Genomic DNA, 18,193 nt, shown 5'->3' with positions numbered 1-18,193 from the left:
CGGGTGGACCTCCGGTCGGCCGCCTAGACTCGCAAGGGTGCTGAATCGGATCGACCTGCGCGACGGTCTCGGAGACCCGCGCCGTCTGCTGCCCCGCGCCCAGCTCGACGTGTCCGTCGCCGTCGAGCGCATCCGGCCCCTGGTGGAGGCCGTCCGTGAGCATGGGTACCCAGCGATCCGGGAGGCCAGTGTCCGGTTCGACGGCATCTCCCCGGAGGTGCTGCGGGTGCCGGTCGAGGCGATCACCGAGGCGGAGGGGGTGCTCGACCCGGCGGTGCGGGCCGCGCTGCTGGAGTCCATCGCCCGGGCCCGTCGGGTGCACGCCGACCAGCGGCGCACCGACCACACCACCCAGGTGGTGCCCGGCGGTACGGTCACCGAGCGGTGGCTGCCGGTCGACCGGGTCGGCCTCTATGTGCCCGGCGGCCTGGCGATGTACCCGTCGACGGTGGTGATGAACGTGGTGCCCGCCCAGGCGGCCGGGGTGCGCTCGCTGGTGGTGGTCAGCCCGCCGCAGAAGGACAACGGCGGCCTGCCCGACCCCCGGGTGCTCGCCGCGTGCGCGCTGCTCGGCGTCGACGAGGTGTACGCCGTGGGCGGGGCCCAGGCGGTGGCGATGCTGGCGTACGGCGCGGCGGTGGACCCGGCGGGTGAGCTGCGCTGCGACCCCGTCGACCTGATCACCGGGCCCGGCAACATCTGGGTGACGGCCGCCAAGCGGCTGCTGCGCGGCGTGGTCGGCATCGACGCCGAGGCCGGTCCGACCGAGATCGCCATCCTGGCCGACGACACGGCCGACCCGGCGCACGTGGCCGCCGACCTGATCAGTCAGGCCGAGCACGACCCGCTCGCCGCGAGCGTGCTGGTCACCCCGTCGGTGGCGTTGGTCGAGGCGGTCGAGACGGAGCTGGCCCGGCAGGTGCCGGCGACCAAGCACACCGAGCGGGTCACCACGGCGCTGACCGGTGAGCAGAGCGGCGTGGTCCTGGTCGACGACCTCGAGGCGGGGCTGCGGGTGGTCGACGCGTACGCGGCCGAGCACCTGGAGATCCAGACGGCCGACGCCCGGGAGTGGGCGCTGCGGGTCCGCAACGCCGGGGCGATCTTCGTGGGCGCGTGGTCGCCGGTGTCGCTCGGCGACTACTGCGCCGGCTCCAACCACGTGCTGCCCACCGGCGGTTGTGCCCGGCACTCCTCCGGACTGTCCGTGCAGTCCTTCCTGCGCGGCGTGCACCTGATCGAATACACCGAGGCCGCGCTGCGCGATGTGGCCCCGCACGTGGTCACCCTGGCCAACGTGGAGGACCTGCCCGCGCACGGCCAGGCGGTCCAGGCCCGCTTCCCGGGAGGGTCGGCGTGAGCGGCCTGGACGACCTGCCGATCCGCGGCGACCTGCGGGGGCTGTCGCCGTACGGGGCGCCGCAACTGGACGTGCCGGTGCGGCTCAACACCAACGAGAACTCCCACCCGGTGCCGGAGCCGGTGGTCGAGGCGATCAGCAAGGCCGTCGCGGCCGAGCTGCGCGAGCTGAACCGCTACCCGGACCGGGACGCGGTGGCGCTCCGCGCCGACCTGGCCGAATATCTCGGGCACGGGCTCACCGTCGAGCAGGTGTGGGCGGCCAATGGCTCCAACGAGATCCAGCAGCAGTTGTTGCAGGCGTTCGGCGGTCCGGGGCGCAGCGCGCTCGGTTTCGTTCCGGCGTACTCGATGCACCCGCTGCTGGCCCTCGGCACCAGCACCCGCTGGGTGCCCGCCGAGCGCGGCGTCGACTTCGGGTTGACCGCCGAGGAGGCGGTCGCCCAGGTCCGCGAGCACCAGCCGGACGTGGTCTTCCTCTGCTCGCCGAACAACCCCACCGGCACGGCACTGGACCCGGCGGTGATCGCCGCGGTGCTCGACGTCGCGCCCGGCATGGTGGTCGTCGACGAGGCGTACGCCGAGTTCGCCCGGCCCGGGACGGTCAGCGCCCTCGCGGTGCTGCCCGGGCACCCGCGGCTGGTGGTCACCCGGACGATGAGCAAGGCGTTCGGCTTCGCCGGCGGCCGGCTGGGTTACCTGGCCGCCGACCCGGCGGTGGTGCAGGCGGTGCAGCTCGTCCGTTTGCCGTACCATCTCTCCGCGCTCACCCAGGCCGCCGCCCGCGCGGCGGTGGCCCACCGCGATGCCCTTCTCGGTACGGTGAGCGCGATCATGGCGCAGCGGGACCGGATCGTGGCGACGCTGCGCGAGCGGGGGTTGCGGGTCGCTGACAGTGACGCCAACTTCGTGCTCTTCGAGGTGGGCGGCGACCAGACCGTAGTCTGGAACGCCCTGCTGGCGCAGGGGGTGCTGGTCCGTGACGTCGGCCTTCCCGGCTGGCTGCGGGTGACCGCCGGCACCGCCGCCGAGACCGACGCCTTCCTTTCTGCGATGGAGACTGTTCAATGAGCCGGACCGCCCGGGTGGAGCGGATCACCAAGGAGACCAAGGTCCTCGTCGAGATCGACCTCGACGGCACCGGTGCCGCCGAGATCAGCACCGGCGTCGGTTTCTACGACCACATGCTGCACCAGATCGCCCGGCACGGTGGTTTCGACCTGACCGTGCGCACCGTGGGCGACCTGGAGATCGACGCGCACCACACGATCGAGGACACCGCGCTCGCCCTGGGTGCCGCGTTCGACCAGGCGCTGGGCGACAAGGCCGGCATCCGGCGCTACGGCTCGGCGACGGTGCCGATGGACGAGGTGCTGGTCCGGGCCGCTGTGGACCTTTCCGGTCGGCCGTACGTGGTGCACGACGAGCCGGTGCTCGCCCCGTACATCGGTCCGGTGTACGCGACCAGCATGACCCGGCACATCTGGGAGTCCTTCGGCCAGACGGCCCGGGTCACGTTGCACGTGGACGTGCTGCGGGCGGCCCGGCCGGGCGGTCACCCGGACGCGCACCACGTGGTGGAGGCACAGTTCAAGGCGGTTTCCCGCGCCCTGCGCGAGGCGACCTCGATCGACCCGCGTTCGGCAGGTGCGATCCCGAGCACGAAGGGTGCCCTCTGATGAGCGCGAGGAGTGCAGCGCAGCGGAGCCCCGCAGTCGCGAATGGACGGTGGCTCTGATGGGTGCGGCGTTGCCGACGTTGTTGTTGATCCTGGCCGGGGTCTTGGTGGGTGGCACCTGGTCGCTCTACCGGCAGGGCGCGCCGAAGGTCGCCGTGTTCGTCACCGCGGCGCTCGCGGTGCTCGCCACTGTCGCCGGGGTTCTGCGGCTGCTGCCGGAGAACGGATGATCGGGGTGACGGCATGAGTGACGTGGTGGTGCTCGACTACGGCTCGGGCAACCTGCGCTCGGCGGAGCGGGCGCTGGCCGCCGCCGGAGCGGATGTCCGGGTGACCGACGACCTGGCCGCCGCGGCTGCCGCCGATGGTCTGGTGGTGCCGGGTGTGGGCGCGTACGCGGCGTGCATGGCGGGGATCGAGGCGTTGGGCGCCGGTCCGGTGATCGCCGAGCGGGTGGCTGCTGGCCGGCCGGTGCTGGGCATCTGCGTGGGCATGCAGGTGCTCTTCGAGCACGGTGACGAGCACGGCGTGGTGACCAAGGGGCTGGGGTTGCTGCCCGGCGGGGTGACCCGGCTGGCTGCCGCCCGGTTGCCGCACATGGGCTGGAACACGGTCCGGGCTCCCCGGGAGTCGGTGCTGTTCGCCGGGTTGCCGGAGCAGAGCCGTTTCTACTTCGTCCACTCGTACGCGATGGGCGACCCGGCGGCGCTGGCCGCCGCGGGGGCCACGGTGACCATTGCCCACCACGACACGGACTTCGTCGCGGCGGTGGAGCGTGGCTCGTTGTCGGCGGCCCAGTTCCACCCGGAGAAGTCCGCCGAGACCGGTGCCGCGTTGCTGCGCAACTGGCTCGCCACGTTGCCCAACGGTGGGTGAGCGTCGTCGCGCGGTGCCCGGTCGGCGGGTGTCGCGGTGAGCCGGGAGCGGGCCCGCCGGCGGGCGCAGCGGGAGGCGGAGCAGGCCCGGGAGCGGGCGGTCCGGCAGCGCCAGGTCGCTCGCCGGCAGCGCCGTCGGGCGGTGGTCCGTCGGTTGACGCCGCGGCTGCGGCGGGGTCGTTCCGGGCGGCTGGCCCGGCACAGTCGGGGTGAGCGGGCCGCGATCGTGCTGCTCACCGGCGCGGCGTTGATCCTGATCTGGACGTTCGTTGACAACCTGGCGTTGCGTATCGCGCTGATCGTGCTCTTGCTGCTCGTACTGCCGGCGATCGTCGTGATCGCCCTGGACCGTCGTACCTGATCGAGGAGAAGACCGTGAGCCTCACCCTGTTACCCGCCGTCGATGTCGCTGACGGCCGGGCCGTCCGGCTCGTGCAGGGCGCCCTCGGAAGCGAGAGCGTCTACGGTGACCCGTTGGAGTCCGCGCTGGCCTGGCAGCGGGACGGCGCGGAGTGGATCCACCTGGTCGACCTGGACGCGGCGTTCGGTCGGGGCACCAACGCGCACCTGCTGGCGGAGGTGGTGCGCCAGTTGGACGTGAAGGTGGAACTCTCCGGTGGCATCCGGGACGACGAGTCGCTGCGCGCGGCGCTGGGCACCGGGGCGGCCCGGGTGAACATCGGGACCGCCGCGTTGGAGGATCCGGTCTGGTGTGACCGGGTGGTGGCGGAGTACGGCGACCGGGTGGCCATCGGGCTGGACGTGCGGGGCCACACCCTGTCGGCGCGGGGTTGGACCCGCGACGGCGGTGACCTGTACGAGGTGCTGGAGCGGTTGGACAAGGCGGGCGCGAGCCGGTACGTGGTCACCGACATCACCAAGGACGGCACCATGCGCGGGCCGAACCTGGATCTGCTGCGCGAGGTGTGTGCCCGTACCGACCGGCCGGTGATCGCCTCCGGTGGGGTGTCCACTCTGGACGACCTGCGGGCGTTGGCGACCCTGGAGTCGGTCGGGGTGGAGGGTGTCATCGCTGGCAAGGCGCTCTACGCGGGTGCCTTCACGGTGGCCGAGGCGCTGCGGACGTTGGCGCAGGCGTGACGACGACCCGGCTCGGGTCGGGTGGCCCGTGGGAGCAGCGTTACGGCTACTCCCGGGTGGTCCGTGCCGGTGAGCGGGCCTGGACGGCCGGGTGCACGGCGACGGTGGACGGCCGGGTGGTGCACGTGGGTGATCCGGCCGCGCAGACCGCGCAGGCGCTGCGGATCGGGCTGGCCGCGCTCGCCGAGGTGGGTGCGGAGCCGGGCGATGTGGTGCGCACGAGGATGTACGTGACGGACCGGTCGCACGCCGACGAGGTGGGTCGGGCCCACAACGCGGTCTTCGGTGCGGTCCGGCCGGCGGCGACCCTGGTGGTGGTGGCCGGTCTGCTGGACCCGGAGCATCTGGTCGAGGTGGAGTTGGAGGCGTACCTCGGCGATCGCTGAGGCACGCGTCCGGTCGGCCTGCCGGCCGGCTCACGGACAGATAAGTTGTGCACAACTTAATTGTGAGCTACTTTTCAACGGTGACCGATGACCTGGTGCTGCGCCGGCAGGTGTGCTTCGCGCTCTACGCCGCGTCGCGCGCACTGACCGACGTCTACCGGCCGATCCTCGACGAGGTCGGGTTGACCTACCCGCAGTACCTGGTGCTGCTGGTGCTCTGGGAGCGTCCCGACGACGCCCCCACGGTGTCCGAGCTGGGCGCCGAGCTGCGGCTGGACTCCGGCACGCTCTCCCCGCTGCTCAAGCGGCTGGAGGGGGCGGGCCTGGTGGTGCGGCGGCGGTCGGCCCGCGACGAGCGGCGGGTCGAGGTGGGCCTCACCGAGCAGGGCCGGGCGCTGCGCGAGCAGCTCTGCGACGTCCCGCTGCGGATCGCTCAGGCCACCGGGCTGGGCCTCGGCGAGTTGGTGGCGCTGCGCGACACCCTCACCCGGGTCACCGACACCATCCACCGACAGAAGGAGCAGTGAGCACCATGCAGGTTCTCTACACCGCGTCCGCTACCGCCACCGGCGACGGCCGGGACGGCCACGTCGAGACCTCCGACGGCACTGTCGCGCTCGACCTGGCCGTGCCGAAGGAGATGGGCGGTGCCGGCGGTGCGGCCAACCCCGAGCAGCTCTTCGCCGCCGGCTACGCGGCCTGCTTCCACAGCGCGCTGCGGGTGGTGGCCCGCCGGGCCAAGGCCGACGTGACCGGTTCCGTGGTCGCCGCCGAGGTGGGCATCGGCCCGAACGGCAGCGGCGGCTTCGGGCTCACCGTGCAGCTCGTCGTCGACCTTCCCGCCGCGTCCCGCGAGGTGGCCGAGCAGCTCGTCGAGCAGGCGCACCAGGTCTGCCCGTACTCCAACGCCACCCGTGGCAACGTCGACGTCACGCTGACCGTCCGCGAGACCCTGCCCGCGTGACACCGCGGCACCCGGCCCCCACCCGCGGACGAGAGGACAACCATCCAGTGACCGGCAACCGCGAGATCCACCTGGCCAGCCGCCCCCAGGGCTGGCCCACCGAAGACACCTTCCGGCTCGTCGAGACCGACGTCCCGACGCCCGGACCGGGCCAGATCGTGGTCCGCAACCAGTTCATGTCGGTCGACCCGTACATGCGCGGACGGATGAACGACGTCAAGTCGTACGTGCCGCCGTACGCGCTCGACGCGCCGCTCGACGGGGCCGCGATCGGCGAGGTGGTGGCCAGCGAGGCGGCGGACATCGCCGTCGGGACCACCGTCCAGCACGGGCTCGGCTGGCGGGAGTACGCGCTGCTCGACGCGACCGCCGCCCGTCAGGTCGACCCGGACGTCGCCCCTGTCAGCGCGTACCTGAGCGTGCTCGGCATGACCGGGCTGACCGCGTACGCCGGGCTGCTGGAGGTGGCCGCGATGAAGCCCGGCGAGACGGTCTTCGTCTCCGCCGCGGCCGGTGCGGTCGGCAGCCTGGTCGGCCAGATCGCCAAGCTCAAGGGCGCCGGCCGGGTGATCGGCAGCGCCGGCTCGCCGGCCAAGGTCGAGCGGCTGCGGGCGCTGGGCTTCGACGCCGCCTTCGACTACCACGACGGGCCGGTCCGTGAGTCGTTGCGCGCGGCCGCCCCGGACGGCGTCGACGTCTACTTCGACAACGTCGGCGGCGACCACCTGGAAGCCGCGATCTCGGCCATGAACCTGCACGGCCGAGCCGCGATCTGCGGCATGATCTCCCAGTACAACGCCACCGAGCCGTCGCCCGCGCCGCGCAACCTGGCGCTGGTCATCGGCAAGCGGCTCACCCTGCGCGGCTTCCTGGTCAACGACCACCACGACGTCCGGCCGGCGTTCGTGCGCGACGTCGCGGGCTGGCTGCGCGACGGCACGCTGTCCTACGACGAGACGATCGTGGACGGCATCGAGAACGCCCCGGCGGCGTTCCTCGGCCTGCTGCGCGGCGACAACCTCGGCAAGATGCTCGTCAAGGTGTGACCGAGGCCTCGTTCACGGCGGTCGACCCGATCGGGTCGACCGCCGTGCCGCGGGCGGAGGATAGGCTCGCGGCATGACGGTGGCGGTACGGGTGATCCCCTGTCTGGACGTGGACGCCGGGCGGGTGGTCAAGGGGGTCAACTTTCTCGACCTGCGGGACGCCGGCGATCCGGTGGAGCTGGCCGCCGCGTACGACCGGGCCGGCGCTGACGAGTTGACGTTCCTCGACGTCACCGCGTCCTCCAGCGACCGCGGCACCATGCTCGACGTGGTGCGCCGCACCGCCGAGTCGGTGTTCATCCCGCTGACCGTCGGCGGTGGGGTCCGGCAGGTCGCCGACGTGGACACGTTGCTGCGCGCCGGGGCGGACAAGGTCGGCGTCAACACCGCCGCCATCGCCCGGCCGGAGCTGATCGCCGAGATCGCCGACCGGTTCGGCCGGCAGGTGCTCGTGCTCTCCCTCGACGTGCGTCGGTCGTCGACCGGTGCCACGCCCAGCGGCTTCGAGGTCACCACGCACGGGGGTCGACGCGGCACCGGCATCGACGCCGTGTGGTGGGCACACCGGAGCGCCGAGTTGGGCGCGGGGGAGATCCTGCTCAACTCGATGGACGCCGACGGCACCAAGGCGGGCTTCGACCTGGAGCTGATCGCCGCGGTGCGGGCGGTGGTGGACGTGCCGGTGGTGGCCAGCGGGGGTGCCGGTGAGGTGGCCCACTTCCCGCCCGCTATCGGCGCCGGCGCGGACGCGGTGCTCGCCGCCAGCGTCTTCCACTTCGGCGAGCTGACCGTCGCCGAGGTCAAGGACGCGCTGCGCCTCGACGGCCACCCGGTGCGCTGAGCCGCTCAGCGCTCGCCGGAGTGCCCCTCCGGTGACCGACGCGGGGTGGGGATCGAACGGACCGCGTACTCCTGGACAGCCGCCGCGTGGTCGGCCTCGTCCAGGATCCAGTCGGCGCTGCCGGGCGCGTGCCGGCGGGTCAACACACCCTGCACGGTGTCCACCATGGTCGCCACACCCGCGCGCGGGCGGGTACGCCAGAGCGTCTCACCCTCGGCGGTGATCCGGAACCAGCCGTCGGCGACGCTGACCAGCCCGGCGCCGACCAGCCGCTGGACCGCGGCCTCCACCTCGTGCCGCTGCGGGATCGCGTGGTTGAGGTGGTCGGCGGTGGAGAGCACGTCGGCCAGGCGAACGCCCTCCGGTCGTCGGCTTGTCGCCGACCGACGGTGCCGTCCGGCGCCGCTCGCGATGACGAGCGACACGAAGATCCAGGCGTCCGTCCAGCGCCAACCGTTCTCCCCCATGCAGAGATGATGACGGCGCGCGTCGCGGAAGGGAACACCCACCCGCCAACCGGTGTGCAGCACCACCACCACGTACCGGTTCGCGGACGGTCGGTGAGGCTTCAGCCGGCGGGGGTGACCGGCGCGGGACTGCCCGGTGGCGGTGCGGGGCTGTCGGGTGTGCCGCCCTCCGGCACGGCGCTTTCGGGTGCCGGAGCTTCCGGCACGGCGAACAGCGGGATGAAGAACTGGGCCAACGGACCGATGGCCAACGCGTACGCGACGGTGCCCACCCCGACCGTGCCGCCGAGCAGCCAGCCCAGCGCCAGCACGGTGACCTCGATGACGGTGCGCACCAGCCGGACCGACCGGCCGGGCCGGCGGGCCACGTACCCGGTCATCAGGCCGTCGCGCGGGCCGGGGCCCAACTGGGCGCCGAGGTACAGAGCGGTGGCGGCGCCGTTGGCGACGATCCCGCTGATCAGCATCGCGATCCGGACACTGCGCGGGCCACCCTCCGGCAGCAGGGCCACCGTGGCGTCCACCACCAGACCGATGACCACGACGTTGCTGACCGTGCCGAGGCCGGGCCGCTGCCGCAGCGGGATCCAGAGCAGCAGGACCAGCGCGCCGACGCCGATGGTGACCGTCCCGAAGGAGAGCCGGGTCAGCTCGGAGAGCCCCTGGTGGAACACGTCCCACGGGTCGAGGCCCAGATCGGAGCGGATCATCAGGGCCATGCTGACGCCGTAGAGCGTGAGCCCGAGGTAGAGCTGGACCAGCCGTCGAACCGGCCGGTGCCGCAGATTGCCAAGCAGTGCCATGCATGCCACCCTAGGTGCCAATCCTCATCGAGGAAGAAGCCAATATCCGAGGAGTGGCCATGACTGGGCAGGTACGCGGTGTCCAATTGGCCCGTCTGCTCGGGCAGTGGCATGCGCTCCCGGGTCGGCGACGCAGCCCCGACTACGCCGCGCTGGCCGGCTCGGTGCGCGGGCTGCTCGCCGACGGCCGTCTGCCGCTGGGCGTCCGCCTCCCGGCCGAACGGGAACTGGCCGAGGCGCTGCGGATCAGCCGGACCACTGTCACCGCTGCCTACCGGCAGCTACGCGAGAGCGGGCACCTGGCCAGCCGCCGAGGCGCCGGCAGCTGGACGATGCTGCCCGGCAACCACCGGGTGGCCAGCACCGGGCTGTGGACCCCGCTGGACGACCGGGAGATGCTCGACCTCGGCGTCGCGGCGCTGGCCGCCCCGCCGCAGCTGCTGTCGGCCGCCCGGGCTGCCGCCGAGGACCTGCCCCGCTACCTGAGCGGGGCCGGCTACCACCCGACCGGCATCATCGAGCTGCGTGAGGCCGTGGCCGACGCGTACAGCGCCCGGGGTCTGCCCACCTCGGCCGACCAGATCATGGTCACCAGCGGCACCCAGCACGCACTGGACCTGGTGCTGCGGCTCGCCCTCGCCCCGGGCGGCACCGTGCTGGTCGAGTCCCCGACCTACCCCAACGCCCTCGCCGCGCTGGCCGGCCGGCGGGCCCGGATCACCACCCACGGTCTGGCCGCCGACGCCGGCTGGGAGCCCGACCTGCTGCTGGGCAGTCTGCGGCAGACCCGGCCGAAGCTGGCGTACCTGATTCCGGAGTTCCAGAACCCGACCGGGCACCTGATGCCCGCCGCGCTGCGCGAGCGCGTGGTCGCCGCCGCGCACGCGGTCGGCACCGACCTGGTCATCGACGAGTCGTTCGTGGACCTGTCGATGGACGGCACCGAGCCGCCACCCCCGGTCGCCACCTACGACCGGCACAGTCGGGTGATCAGCATCGGGGGGATGAGCAAGCCCTACTGGGGTGGCCTGCGGATCGGCTGGGTGCGGGCGTCCGCGCCGCAGGTGCAGCGACTGGCCGCCGTGCGGGTCGGAGTCGACATGGCCAGCCCGGTGCTGGACCAACTGGTCGCGGTGCACCTGCTCGCCGACGCCGAGGCCATCGTCGCCGACCGCCGCGTCCAGTTGGCCGTGCAGCGTGATGCCCTGCTCGGCGCGCTGGCGCACCAACTGCCCGAGTGGCGGGTCACCGTGCCACGCGGTGGCGTGACGCTGTGGGCCGAGTTGGACGGCCCGGTCTCCAGCGCGCTGGCCCGCGCCGCGGAGGAGGTCGGCGTACGACTCGCGCCCGGCCCCCGGTTCGGCCTGGACGGCACCCTGGAGCGCTTCCTGCGGCTGCCGTTCACCCTGCCCGCAGCGGACCTCGTGGAGGCCGTCGGGCGGATCGCGGCGATCCGCTACGACCTGGACCGTGCCGCCCGTCAGCGGTGGCGCGAGCCGGCCGTCATCGCCTGAGCCGGCACCGAACACACCAGGGGCATCCGCCGGCACCGTTATGCCGGGAATATGTCATCCGACCTGGTCCGGCTGCCACACTCTCCTGGTGGTCGAGGGCGCGGGAGTGCGTGGGGTCCAGCGGAGCGCGCCTGGCTCCCGGGCGACCCGCCTCGAACTCTTCTACGACCTGATCTTCGTCTTCGCCTTTCTGAACGTCACCACCGTCACCGCCGGCAATCCGACGGTTGCCGGGCTGATCCGGTGCCTGGTGGTGCTGGACGGGATTCGCCGTGTTGGGCAACCTGGTCCGTACCGACCAGGGCATCGTCCCGCTGGTCGGCTTCGCCACCATGGCCGCCGCCTTCGTGCTGGCGCTGAGCCTGCCGAAGGCGTTCACCGACCGTCCCGGTGGGCTGCCCGGCCCGCTGGTCTTCGCGGCCGGCTATTTCCTGGTCCGGGTCGGCGAGACGTCCATCTTCCTGTGGCTGGGCCGTCGGGACCGGGACGTGCGTCGACGCTGGCGGATGCTCGCCCTGCCGGTGGTGCTCGCCACGTCGCTCATCGTCGTGGCCGCCCTGGTGCCGCAGCGGCTCTTCGACGGCACCGCCGAGGGGGTGTTCCGGCTGGCGCTGTGGCTCGCCGCCCTGGCCGTCGAGTACGGGGCCGGGCTGGCGCTGCGCGGCACCGGGTGGACGGTGCTCTCCGCCGGGCACTGGGCGGAGCGGCACAGCCAGATCGTCCTGATCGCCCTCGGCGAGGCCATCATCGCGCTCGGGTTCGCTCCCGGCGGCAGCGCCGGCCTGCCGCTGACCTGGCCGGCGCTGATCGCCGCAGTGCTCGGCATCGCGGTGGCCGCAGCGCTGTGGTGGGCCTACTTCGACACCCTGGCGCTCGGCATGGAACAGACTCTGCACCGGACCCGCGACCCCGTCGCCCGCGCCGCCCTGGCCCGCGACGCCTACACCTACCTGCACCTGCCGGTCATCGCCGGCGTCATCCTGTTCGCGCTCGGACTCAAGGGGCTGATCAACGACGAAGCCGACGTCAGCACGCCGAACTGGGGGGTTCCGCTGCCGGGCTTCGACCTGCTCGCGCTCTACGGCGGGGTCGCGCTCTATCTGCTCGCGCTCATCGTGCTCGGCCGGAAGATGCTCGCCGCCCCCCGCTGGCCCACGATCGGCGGAATCCTGCTGCTGCTCGTGCTGGTGCCGGTGGCCGGGTCGTTGCCCGAGCTGTCCGCGTTGACCATGCTGGCCGTGGCCGCCTGGCTGGCAGTGGGGGCGCAGACGATCGTCGACGCCCAGCGCCGACGCGGGGTCCGCGAGGTGGCGCTGGCGGAGCAGCTCGCCGTGGAGGAGGACCAGACGAGGTGGCGGGGCCACCACCTGTGAGGGCCCCGTGCCGGCCGGGAGCCGGGCACGGGGCCCTCGACGGCGTCAGAGCTCGGCGAGGGTGCCGGCGTACATCTTGTCGATTTCGGCGGCGAAGTTGCTCTCCACGCCCCGCCGCTTGATCTTCAAGGACGGGGTGATCTCGCCGTCCTCGATCGTCAGGTCGCGCGGCAGGATCGCCACCTTCTTGATCGTCTCCCAGCGGTTGAGCTTGGCGTTGAGCTGGGCGACGTACTCCTCGACCATCGTCTGGGCCTCCGCCGAGGCGACGATCTCGGAGTAGCTGCGCCCTTCGAGGGGGCCGCCGGCGGCCCAGCCGCGGATCGCGTCCGGGTCCAGGGTGACCAGCATCGTGCAGAAGTTGCGGGCCTGACCGACGACGACCGCCTGCGAGGTGTACGGGCAGATGGCCTTGAACATCCCCTCGATGTGCGACGGCGCGATGTACTTGCCGCCCGAGGTCTTGACCAGGTCCTTCTTACGGTCGGTGATGCGCAGGTAACCCTGTTCGTCGAGGGTGCCGATGTCACCGGTGCGGAAGAAGCCGTCCTCGGTGAACGCGGCGGCGGTCTCCTCCGGCAGGTTGTGGTAGCCGCGCATCACCGGCCGACCACGGACCAGGATCTCCCCGTCGGTGTCGATCTTGCACTCGAGGTCGCCCATCGCCCGGCCCACGGTGCCGATCCGCAGCCCGGCCGGGGGGTTGACGAAGTTGCCCGCGCTGGTCTCGGTCAGGCCGTAGCCCTCGGAGATCGGCAGGTTCGCGGCGGCGAAGAAGGTGGCGATCTCCGGGCTGAGGGGCGCGGCGCCGGACACCAGCACCCGCATCCGGCCGCCCAGGCGGGCCTGGAGCTTGCTGAACACCAGCTTCTCGGCCAACCCGTAGCGCAGCTTCAGCCCGGCCGGCACCGGCTTGCCGGCCTGCTCAAGGGTGACCTTCTCCTTGCCGATGCCGACCGCCCAGCCGAAGATCTTCGCCTTCGCGCCGCCGGCACCCTGCGCGGTGGTCACCGCCTTGTTGTAGACCTTCTCGAACACCCGGGGAGCGCCGCACATCAGCGTCGGACGGATGACCGAGAGCAGGTCGACCAGCTTGTCCACCCGGCCGTCGACGTAGGTGGGCAGGCCGACGTGGATGGCGCCGCAGAGCAGGGTCTTGCCGAACGAGTGAGCCAGCGGCAGCCACAGGTACTGCAGGTCGTCGTCGCGTAGCAGCCCCACGTCCGCCTGCGCCACCGCCTCCCAGCACCAGCCGCCGTGCAGCAGCTCGACGCCCTTGGGCTGCCCGGTGGTGCCGGAGGTGTAGATCAGGGTGGCCAGGTGGTCCGGGCCGATGCCGGCCACCAGCATGTCGATCAGATCCGGTTCGGCGGCCAGCGCCTGGGCGCCGCGCTCCTCCAGCTCGGCGAGCGTCAGCTGCGCGATCGCCGCGGTCGGGTCGGCGGCACCGTCGAGGAGCACCACGTGGGTGAGCGCGGGCAGGGTCGCCCCGGCGATCTTCGCCGCCTGGGCCGGGTTCTCCGCGAACAGCACCTTGGAACCGGAGTCGGCGATGATGTACGTCGCGTCGGTCGGCTCGGTGGTCGGGTAGACGGTGGTGGTCGCGCCGCCGGCGCACATGATGCCGAGGTCGGCGATCACCCACTCCAGCCGGGTGTTGGCGAGGATCGCGACCGGGTCCTCCTGGCCGACGCCCAGGCCGTGCAGGCCGGCGGCGACCGCCTTGGCGCGCTGACCGACCTGCGCCCAGGTCAGCCAGACGGGCCCCGAGTCGTCGGGGTTCGGGGATGCGAACGCGTTTCGGTCGGGGGTGGCCGCCACGCGCTTGAGAAACATGTCCGGGATGGAGCGGTACGGTACATCGAGAGCCATCGCTGTAGCCGCCTTCGGGGGTGGTGGCGTGACGGTCGTCACGTCATGATGGTTACCGAAGAGTATTGCCTGTCGCCATGCATCGGCTAGCCCTGGTGATCGTCCGGCCGTCCCATCCCACCAACCGGTACGGTCGATCAGGCGTACCGGGCAGCCACCACTGACCAGTCGTAGGTGGCCCGGACCCAGTTGCGCCGGACCACCAACGCGTCGCGCAGCCGGTCGTCGCCGGTGGCGCGGAGCGCCTCCTCCGCGTCCAGGTACGTCGCCAAACCCTGGTTGAACCGGTGCGCCGCGCTCCGCAGCGCGGTCGCCTCGTCCGCCTCGCTGTCCTGGGCGATCACCGTGACCAGGTTGTGCGCGTCCGGGTCGGCCTGACTCTCCTTGCCGTACGAGAACAGGTCGTTGCACCAGCAGACCAGGTCCACCGCCAGTAGGTCGAGGGTGGCCAGGCCCGGGTCGGCGCGTTGGGTCGGCCCGGAGGGTCGCCTCGACGCCAGGTCGGTCAGGGTGAGGCAGGGGTGCACACCGCCGATGTGCCGGCGCAGTTGGACGTACTCCGCCATCTCGGGCACGCGCCGACGTTCCCGGTTGCCCGCCTCCCAGAGCAGCGCCAACAGATACTCCCGCATCTGGCTGACGAACCGCAGGAGCAGCCCGGCGTGATCGTGCAGCCGGGTCCGGCGGCAGAGGTCGTGCAGCGCGTCACCCAGGGGCCCGACGGCGGGCGGTGCCACGTCCGGGTCACCGCACCGGTCGAGCACGTCGAGCAGGGTGCTGATCGCCGGTCCCAACCGCGCCGGGTCGGCGCCGAGGCCGTCCTCGTCGCAGGCGTCATCCATCACGAAGAGCCAGCTGATCAGGTCGGTGAGCAGCCGAAGCCCCTCCACCGAGCCGTCCGGGCAGGCGCGGCCGGCCAGGCCGGCGGCGTCGGCCCGTTCCAGCCGGTACACACGTTGGCCGGAATCGACCAGCCCGAACGTGCGTGCCCACTCGATGCTCTCACTCGCCACTTGGTCCGTGGCACCATGGCGCCCCGTGGGGAACGGCGGTTCCCGCAGCGCCGAAATCGCGAAGTCCCGCACAGTGTGCCCCCACTCCGTGCCGCCCGGCGCGGCGCGGCGCGGTGAAGCGTACGGGAGGGCGTATCAGCGTGCTTCGCTGGGTGTGGGGAATCCGACAGCTATTCAGTGACCGTTTCCGTACAGACGGTCACATTCCCAGGCTGGCGTCGCGCAGTCGTCCCGCCACCTCCGTCGAGCCGTTCAGTTGGACCCGGGCCACCCGTTGCCGGCCGGACAGGAACAGCACCAACTCCCCCGGGGAGCCCACCAGGCGCAGCGGCTCACCGCCGCGACCGACGGAGATCTCACCGTGACCGGGCGCCTGCACGAGGAGGTCCGCCGGAAAACGGCGCAGGGCCAGCCGGGCCATCGGGGCCACGCGTTTCCAGAGTGCGCTCTGCAAACCGGTGGGCAGATCGCGCGGCTGCCACCCGGAGCCGGCCCGTCGGACGTCCTCGTGGTGGATGAAGAACTCCATCGTGTTGGCCAGTTCGTCGGTCAGCGGATTGCTGACCGGGCTCCACAGCGGCGGGCGCCGTACCTGCGCCACCAGTTCGGGGTACCCCTGTGCGGCGAGGCGCTGCCGGACCCGCTCGGCGTATCCGCGCAGCGGCGGCAGCAGGATCCCACCCGCCGCGTCCGGACGGCGCTCCCGCAGCACCAGATGAGCGGCGAGGTCACGGGTCGCCCAGCCCTCGTTGATCGTCGGGGCGTCCGGCCCGAGGGCCAGCAGAAGATCGGCCAGCGCCTCGCGCTCGGCTCGGGCGTACCGCGGCATGGCCCGATCGTAGGCCCGGTGGCCCGTCGGCGCGCGCCGACGGACGCCGGTCGCCGCCCGCGGACACCGTCGTCCGGTACGTGACGGTCGACATATCCAGTCAGGGTCGGCGGTGCTGGCCCTGACCGGTAAGGATGAGGGAGATAATTACGGCTTACGGCGGGGGAGAGCGTGGCGAGCAAGACAAGTCGGGACGTTCTCAGTCGAGGGCTGGGGGTTCTGCGACAGGCGATCCGTGAGCAGCCGCGGATCTTCTCGGTGGCGGTCGTCGGCAGCGTGCTCTTCGGCGGGATGATCATCGTCAGTGCCCGGGTCGTCGGGTCGGTCGTCGGTGAGGTGGCGCTTCCGGCCATCGAACGCGGCGAGGTGGGCGCCGGCACCCTGGCGCTGGCCGCGACCGCGTTGTTCGGGATCAGCGTGCTGCGGGTCGCGGGCATCTTCGGCCGCCGCCTCGGCGCCGGCTACATGCAGTACCGCCTCCAGGCCTCCTACCGCCGCCGGGTCACCCGTCGGTACCTGGAGCTGCCGCTGTCCTGGCACCACCGCAACTCCACCGGCACCCTGCTGTCCAACGCCAACTCCGACGTGGAGGCGGCCTGGTACCCGATCGCGCCACTGCCGTTCGCCGTCGGCACGTTGGTGATGCTGGTCGGCGCGATCGTGTCGCTCTTCGCCACCGACTGGGCGCTCGCCCTGGTCGGCCTCGCGGTCTTCCCCGCGCTGTTCGCGCTCAACGTCATCTACTCCCGCCGGATGGCACCCCGGCAGGCCCGGGCGCAGCGGCTGCGTGCCGAGGTCAGCGGCATCGCCCACGAGAGCTTCGACGGGGCCCTGGTGGTCAAGACGATGGGTCGCGAGGCCCAGGAGACCGCCCGGTTCGCGGGCCGAGCCGGTGAGCTGCGCGATTCGTTGATCGCGGTCGGTCGGCTGCGCGGCATCTTCGACCCGCTGTTGGAGACCCTGCCCAGCCTCGGCACCCTCGCCGTGCTGGTGGTCGGGGCGTTCCGGCTGCGCCAGGGCGCGATCAGCGTGACCGAGCTGGTCAGCGTGGCCTTCCTCTTCACCGTGCTGGCGTTTCCGGTGCGGGCCATCGGTTGGGTGCTGGCCGAGCTGCCGCGCAGCGTCGCCGGTTGGGACCGGGTCCGCCGGGTGCTCGACGCCACCGGCGAGATGCCGTACGGGCAGCGGGTGCTCGACCCGAACGAGACCGCGCCGGCCACCCTCACCTTCCACGACGTGCACTACTCCTACCCGCCCGCCGAAGCACACCCGCCCGGCGCGCAGGTCCTCGGCGAGGTCGGCTTCACGGTGCCGTCCGGTCGGACGGTGGCCCTGGTCGGGCCCACCGGCGCCGGCAAGTCCACCATCGCCTCGCTGGCGGTGCGGCTCGTCGACCCGGACTCCGGCACGGTGAGCCTGGACGGCGTGGACGTGCGCGAGCTGACCTCCGCCTCGCTGGCCGGCACGGTGGCCCTGGTCGCCCAGGTGCCGTTCATCTTCGACGACACGGTCCGCGCCAACATCGCCCTCGACCGGCCCGGCGTCGACGACGAGGTGGTCTGGGCGGCGCTGCGGCTGGCCGAGGCGGACGGGTTCGTCGCCGCGCTGCCCGACGGTCTGGACACCATGGTCGGCGAGCGGGGCACCTCGCTCTCCGGCGGTCAGCGCCAACGGCTCACCCTGGCCCGCGCGCTGGCCGGCCGACCGCGCCTGTTGGTGCTCGACGACGCGACGAGCGCTGTCGATCCCCGAGTGGAGGCGGCCATCCTGGCGGGGCTGCGGTCGTCGACCGCGGCGGCGGGCGTTCCGGCCGCGTCGATCCTGGTGGTGGCGTACCGGCGGGCCACCATCGCGCTCGCCGACGAGGTCATCTACGTGGAGCAGGGACGGGTGGTCGCCCGGGGCACCCACAGCGAGTTGTTGGCCACCGTGCCCGGGTACGTCGACCTGGTCACCGCCTACGAGCAGGCCGAGGTCGAGCGCGCGCAGGAGAGTTCGTACGGCGACGACGTGGCGCCGCTGCCGTCGGGCCTGGAAATCGAGGTGGACCGGTGAGCGCGAGGAGTGCAGCG

19 protein-coding genes and 1 pseudogene are annotated in these 18,193 nt (G+C 72.4%); 15 read left to right on the top strand and 5 right to left on the bottom strand.

Annotated elements, in window-relative coordinates:
* The first annotated feature begins 37 nt into the window (after positions 1 to 37).
* From hisD to hisF, 12 genes are all read left to right on the top strand, one after another.
* Positions 38 to 1,360, top strand: coding sequence for a histidinol dehydrogenase (gene hisD / locus ACX27O_RS29285; protein ID WP_357636390.1), 1,323 nt, complete (start codon positions 38 to 40; stop codon positions 1,358 to 1,360).
* Positions 1,357 to 2,430 carry a histidinol-phosphate transaminase gene (locus ACX27O_RS29280; RefSeq protein ID WP_458940425.1) on the top strand — a complete coding sequence of 358 codons (1,074 nt, stop codon included), beginning with the start codon at positions 1,357 to 1,359 and terminating at the stop codon, positions 2,428 to 2,430. Before hisD ends, ACX27O_RS29280 begins: the two co-directional genes overlap by 4 nt.
* Positions 2,427 to 3,038 (top strand): imidazoleglycerol-phosphate dehydratase HisB, encoded by a 612-nt coding sequence (hisB, locus tag ACX27O_RS29275; RefSeq protein WP_458940424.1) that lies wholly within the window; start codon positions 2,427 to 2,429, stop codon positions 3,036 to 3,038. Before ACX27O_RS29280 ends, hisB begins: the two co-directional genes overlap by 4 nt.
* A gap of 58 nt (positions 3,039 to 3,096) precedes the next feature.
* Positions 3,097 to 3,267 (top strand): hypothetical protein, encoded by a 171-nt coding sequence (locus ACX27O_RS29270; protein WP_167337319.1) that lies wholly within the window; start codon positions 3,097 to 3,099, stop codon positions 3,265 to 3,267.
* A gap of 13 nt (positions 3,268 to 3,280) precedes the next feature.
* Positions 3,281 to 3,913 carry an imidazole glycerol phosphate synthase subunit HisH gene (hisH, locus tag ACX27O_RS29265; RefSeq protein ID WP_358134435.1) on the top strand — a complete coding sequence of 211 codons (633 nt, stop codon included), beginning with the start codon at positions 3,281 to 3,283 and terminating at the stop codon, positions 3,911 to 3,913.
* A gap of 36 nt (positions 3,914 to 3,949) precedes the next feature.
* On the top strand, positions 3,950 to 4,273 hold the full coding sequence (locus tag ACX27O_RS29260) for a hypothetical protein (protein WP_030334472.1): 324 nt from the start codon (positions 3,950 to 3,952) through the stop codon (positions 4,271 to 4,273).
* A gap of 14 nt (positions 4,274 to 4,287) precedes the next feature.
* Positions 4,288 to 5,013 (top strand): bifunctional 1-(5-phosphoribosyl)-5-((5-phosphoribosylamino)methylideneamino)imidazole-4-carboxamide isomerase/phosphoribosylanthranilate isomerase PriA, encoded by a 726-nt coding sequence (gene priA / locus ACX27O_RS29255; protein ID WP_030334470.1) that lies wholly within the window; start codon positions 4,288 to 4,290, stop codon positions 5,011 to 5,013.
* On the top strand, positions 5,010 to 5,399 hold the full coding sequence (locus ACX27O_RS29250) for a RidA family protein (RefSeq protein ID WP_030334468.1): 390 nt from the start codon (positions 5,010 to 5,012) through the stop codon (positions 5,397 to 5,399). The genes priA and ACX27O_RS29250 overlap by 4 nt, the downstream gene beginning before the upstream one ends.
* Positions 5,400 to 5,479: 80 nt before the next feature.
* Positions 5,480 to 5,926, top strand: coding sequence for a MarR family winged helix-turn-helix transcriptional regulator (locus ACX27O_RS29245; protein WP_030334465.1), 447 nt, complete (start codon positions 5,480 to 5,482; stop codon positions 5,924 to 5,926).
* Positions 5,927 to 5,931: 5 nt separating this feature from the next.
* Positions 5,932 to 6,363, top strand: a complete 432-nt coding sequence (locus ACX27O_RS29240; protein WP_030334464.1) for an organic hydroperoxide resistance protein — start codon at positions 5,932 to 5,934, stop codon at positions 6,361 to 6,363.
* Positions 6,364 to 6,410: 47 nt separating this feature from the next.
* Complete coding sequence (locus ACX27O_RS29235) at positions 6,411 to 7,409, top strand: NADP-dependent oxidoreductase (RefSeq protein WP_210860671.1); 999 nt, start codon at positions 6,411 to 6,413, stop codon at positions 7,407 to 7,409.
* A 73-nt stretch (positions 7,410 to 7,482) separates the two neighbouring features.
* Positions 7,483 to 8,250 (top strand): imidazole glycerol phosphate synthase subunit HisF, encoded by a 768-nt coding sequence (gene hisF, locus ACX27O_RS29230; RefSeq protein WP_030334459.1) that lies wholly within the window; start codon positions 7,483 to 7,485, stop codon positions 8,248 to 8,250.
* A 5-nt stretch (positions 8,251 to 8,255) separates the two neighbouring features.
* Here the strand turns inward: hisF and ACX27O_RS29225 are convergent, their stop codons facing one another.
* Together ACX27O_RS29225 and yczE are read right to left on the bottom strand one after the other, a co-directional pair.
* Positions 8,256 to 8,717: a hypothetical protein gene (locus tag ACX27O_RS29225; protein WP_030334457.1), complete on the bottom strand. Its 462-nt coding sequence runs from the start codon at positions 8,715 to 8,717 to the stop codon at positions 8,256 to 8,258.
* Positions 8,718 to 8,818: 101 nt separating this feature from the next.
* Positions 8,819 to 9,520 carry a membrane protein YczE gene (yczE, locus tag ACX27O_RS29220; RefSeq protein WP_357636379.1) on the bottom strand — a complete coding sequence of 234 codons (702 nt, stop codon included), beginning with the start codon at positions 9,518 to 9,520 and terminating at the stop codon, positions 8,819 to 8,821.
* A gap of 59 nt (positions 9,521 to 9,579) precedes the next feature.
* Between yczE and yczR the strand changes: the two genes are divergently transcribed.
* A complete protein-coding gene (gene yczR / locus ACX27O_RS29215; protein WP_030334455.1) occupies positions 9,580 to 11,034 on the top strand; it encodes a MocR-like transcription factor YczR in 1,455 nt (484 codons plus the stop codon).
* Positions 10,991 to 12,407, top strand: a pseudogene (locus tag ACX27O_RS29210) (low temperature requirement protein A). The gene yczR and the pseudogene ACX27O_RS29210 overlap by 44 nt, the downstream one beginning before the upstream one ends.
* Positions 12,408 to 12,452: 45 nt before the next feature.
* On the opposite strand, the gene ACX27O_RS29205 reads toward ACX27O_RS29210, so the two are convergent.
* The 3 genes from ACX27O_RS29205 to ACX27O_RS29195 all read right to left on the bottom strand — a co-directional run bounded on the left by ACX27O_RS29205 (position 12,453) and on the right by ACX27O_RS29195 (position 16,121).
* Complete coding sequence (locus ACX27O_RS29205) at positions 12,453 to 14,279, bottom strand: AMP-dependent synthetase/ligase (RefSeq protein WP_030334453.1); 1,827 nt, start codon at positions 14,277 to 14,279, stop codon at positions 12,453 to 12,455.
* 137 nt (positions 14,280 to 14,416) lie between these two features.
* Positions 14,417 to 15,292 carry a terpene synthase family protein gene (locus tag ACX27O_RS29200; protein WP_245233685.1) on the bottom strand — a complete coding sequence of 292 codons (876 nt, stop codon included), beginning with the start codon at positions 15,290 to 15,292 and terminating at the stop codon, positions 14,417 to 14,419.
* Between the two features lie 199 nt (positions 15,293 to 15,491).
* Entirely contained in the window at positions 15,492 to 16,121 is a 630-nt protein-coding gene (locus ACX27O_RS29195) for a TIGR03085 family metal-binding protein (protein ID WP_030334450.1), read from the bottom strand.
* A gap of 171 nt (positions 16,122 to 16,292) precedes the next feature.
* Between ACX27O_RS29195 and ACX27O_RS29190 the strand changes: the two genes are divergently transcribed.
* The gene (locus tag ACX27O_RS29190; RefSeq protein ID WP_030334448.1) at positions 16,293 to 18,176 is read left to right on the top strand and encodes an ABC transporter ATP-binding protein; all 1,884 of its coding nucleotides are present in this window, start codon (positions 16,293 to 16,295) and stop codon (positions 18,174 to 18,176) included.
* The last annotated feature ends 17 nt before the right edge of the window (positions 18,177 to 18,193 follow it).

The sequence above is a fragment of the Micromonospora sp. SD19 genome (assembly GCF_054462275.1).
This window is presented reverse-complemented; position numbering and strand designations above follow the sequence as displayed.

Bases quoted from the DNA above. Each gene is read 5' to 3' on its own strand.
- hisB (WP_458940424.1), top strand. From the start codon at position 2,427: ATGAGCCGGACCGCCCGGGTGGAGCGGATCACCAAGGAGACCAAGGTC.
- ACX27O_RS29270 (WP_167337319.1), top strand. From the start codon at position 3,097: ATGGGTGCGGCGTTGCCGACGTTGTTGTTGATCCTGGCCGGGGTCTTG.
- hisH (WP_358134435.1), top strand. From the start codon at position 3,281: ATGAGTGACGTGGTGGTGCTCGACTACGGCTCGGGCAACCTGCGCTCG.
- ACX27O_RS29240 (WP_030334464.1), top strand. From the start codon at position 5,932: ATGCAGGTTCTCTACACCGCGTCCGCTACCGCCACCGGCGACGGCCGG.
- hisF (WP_030334459.1), top strand. From the start codon at position 7,483: ATGACGGTGGCGGTACGGGTGATCCCCTGTCTGGACGTGGACGCCGGG.
- ACX27O_RS29225 (WP_030334457.1), bottom strand. From the start codon at position 8,717: ATGGGGGAGAACGGTTGGCGCTGGACGGACGCCTGGATCTTCGTGTCG.
- yczE (WP_357636379.1), bottom strand. From the start codon at position 9,520: ATGGCACTGCTTGGCAATCTGCGGCACCGGCCGGTTCGACGGCTGGTC.
- yczR (WP_030334455.1), top strand. From the start codon at position 9,580: ATGACTGGGCAGGTACGCGGTGTCCAATTGGCCCGTCTGCTCGGGCAG.
- ACX27O_RS29205 (WP_030334453.1), bottom strand. From the start codon at position 14,279: ATGGCTCTCGATGTACCGTACCGCTCCATCCCGGACATGTTTCTCAAG.
- ACX27O_RS29195 (WP_030334450.1), bottom strand. From the start codon at position 16,121: ATGCCGCGGTACGCCCGAGCCGAGCGCGAGGCGCTGGCCGATCTTCTG.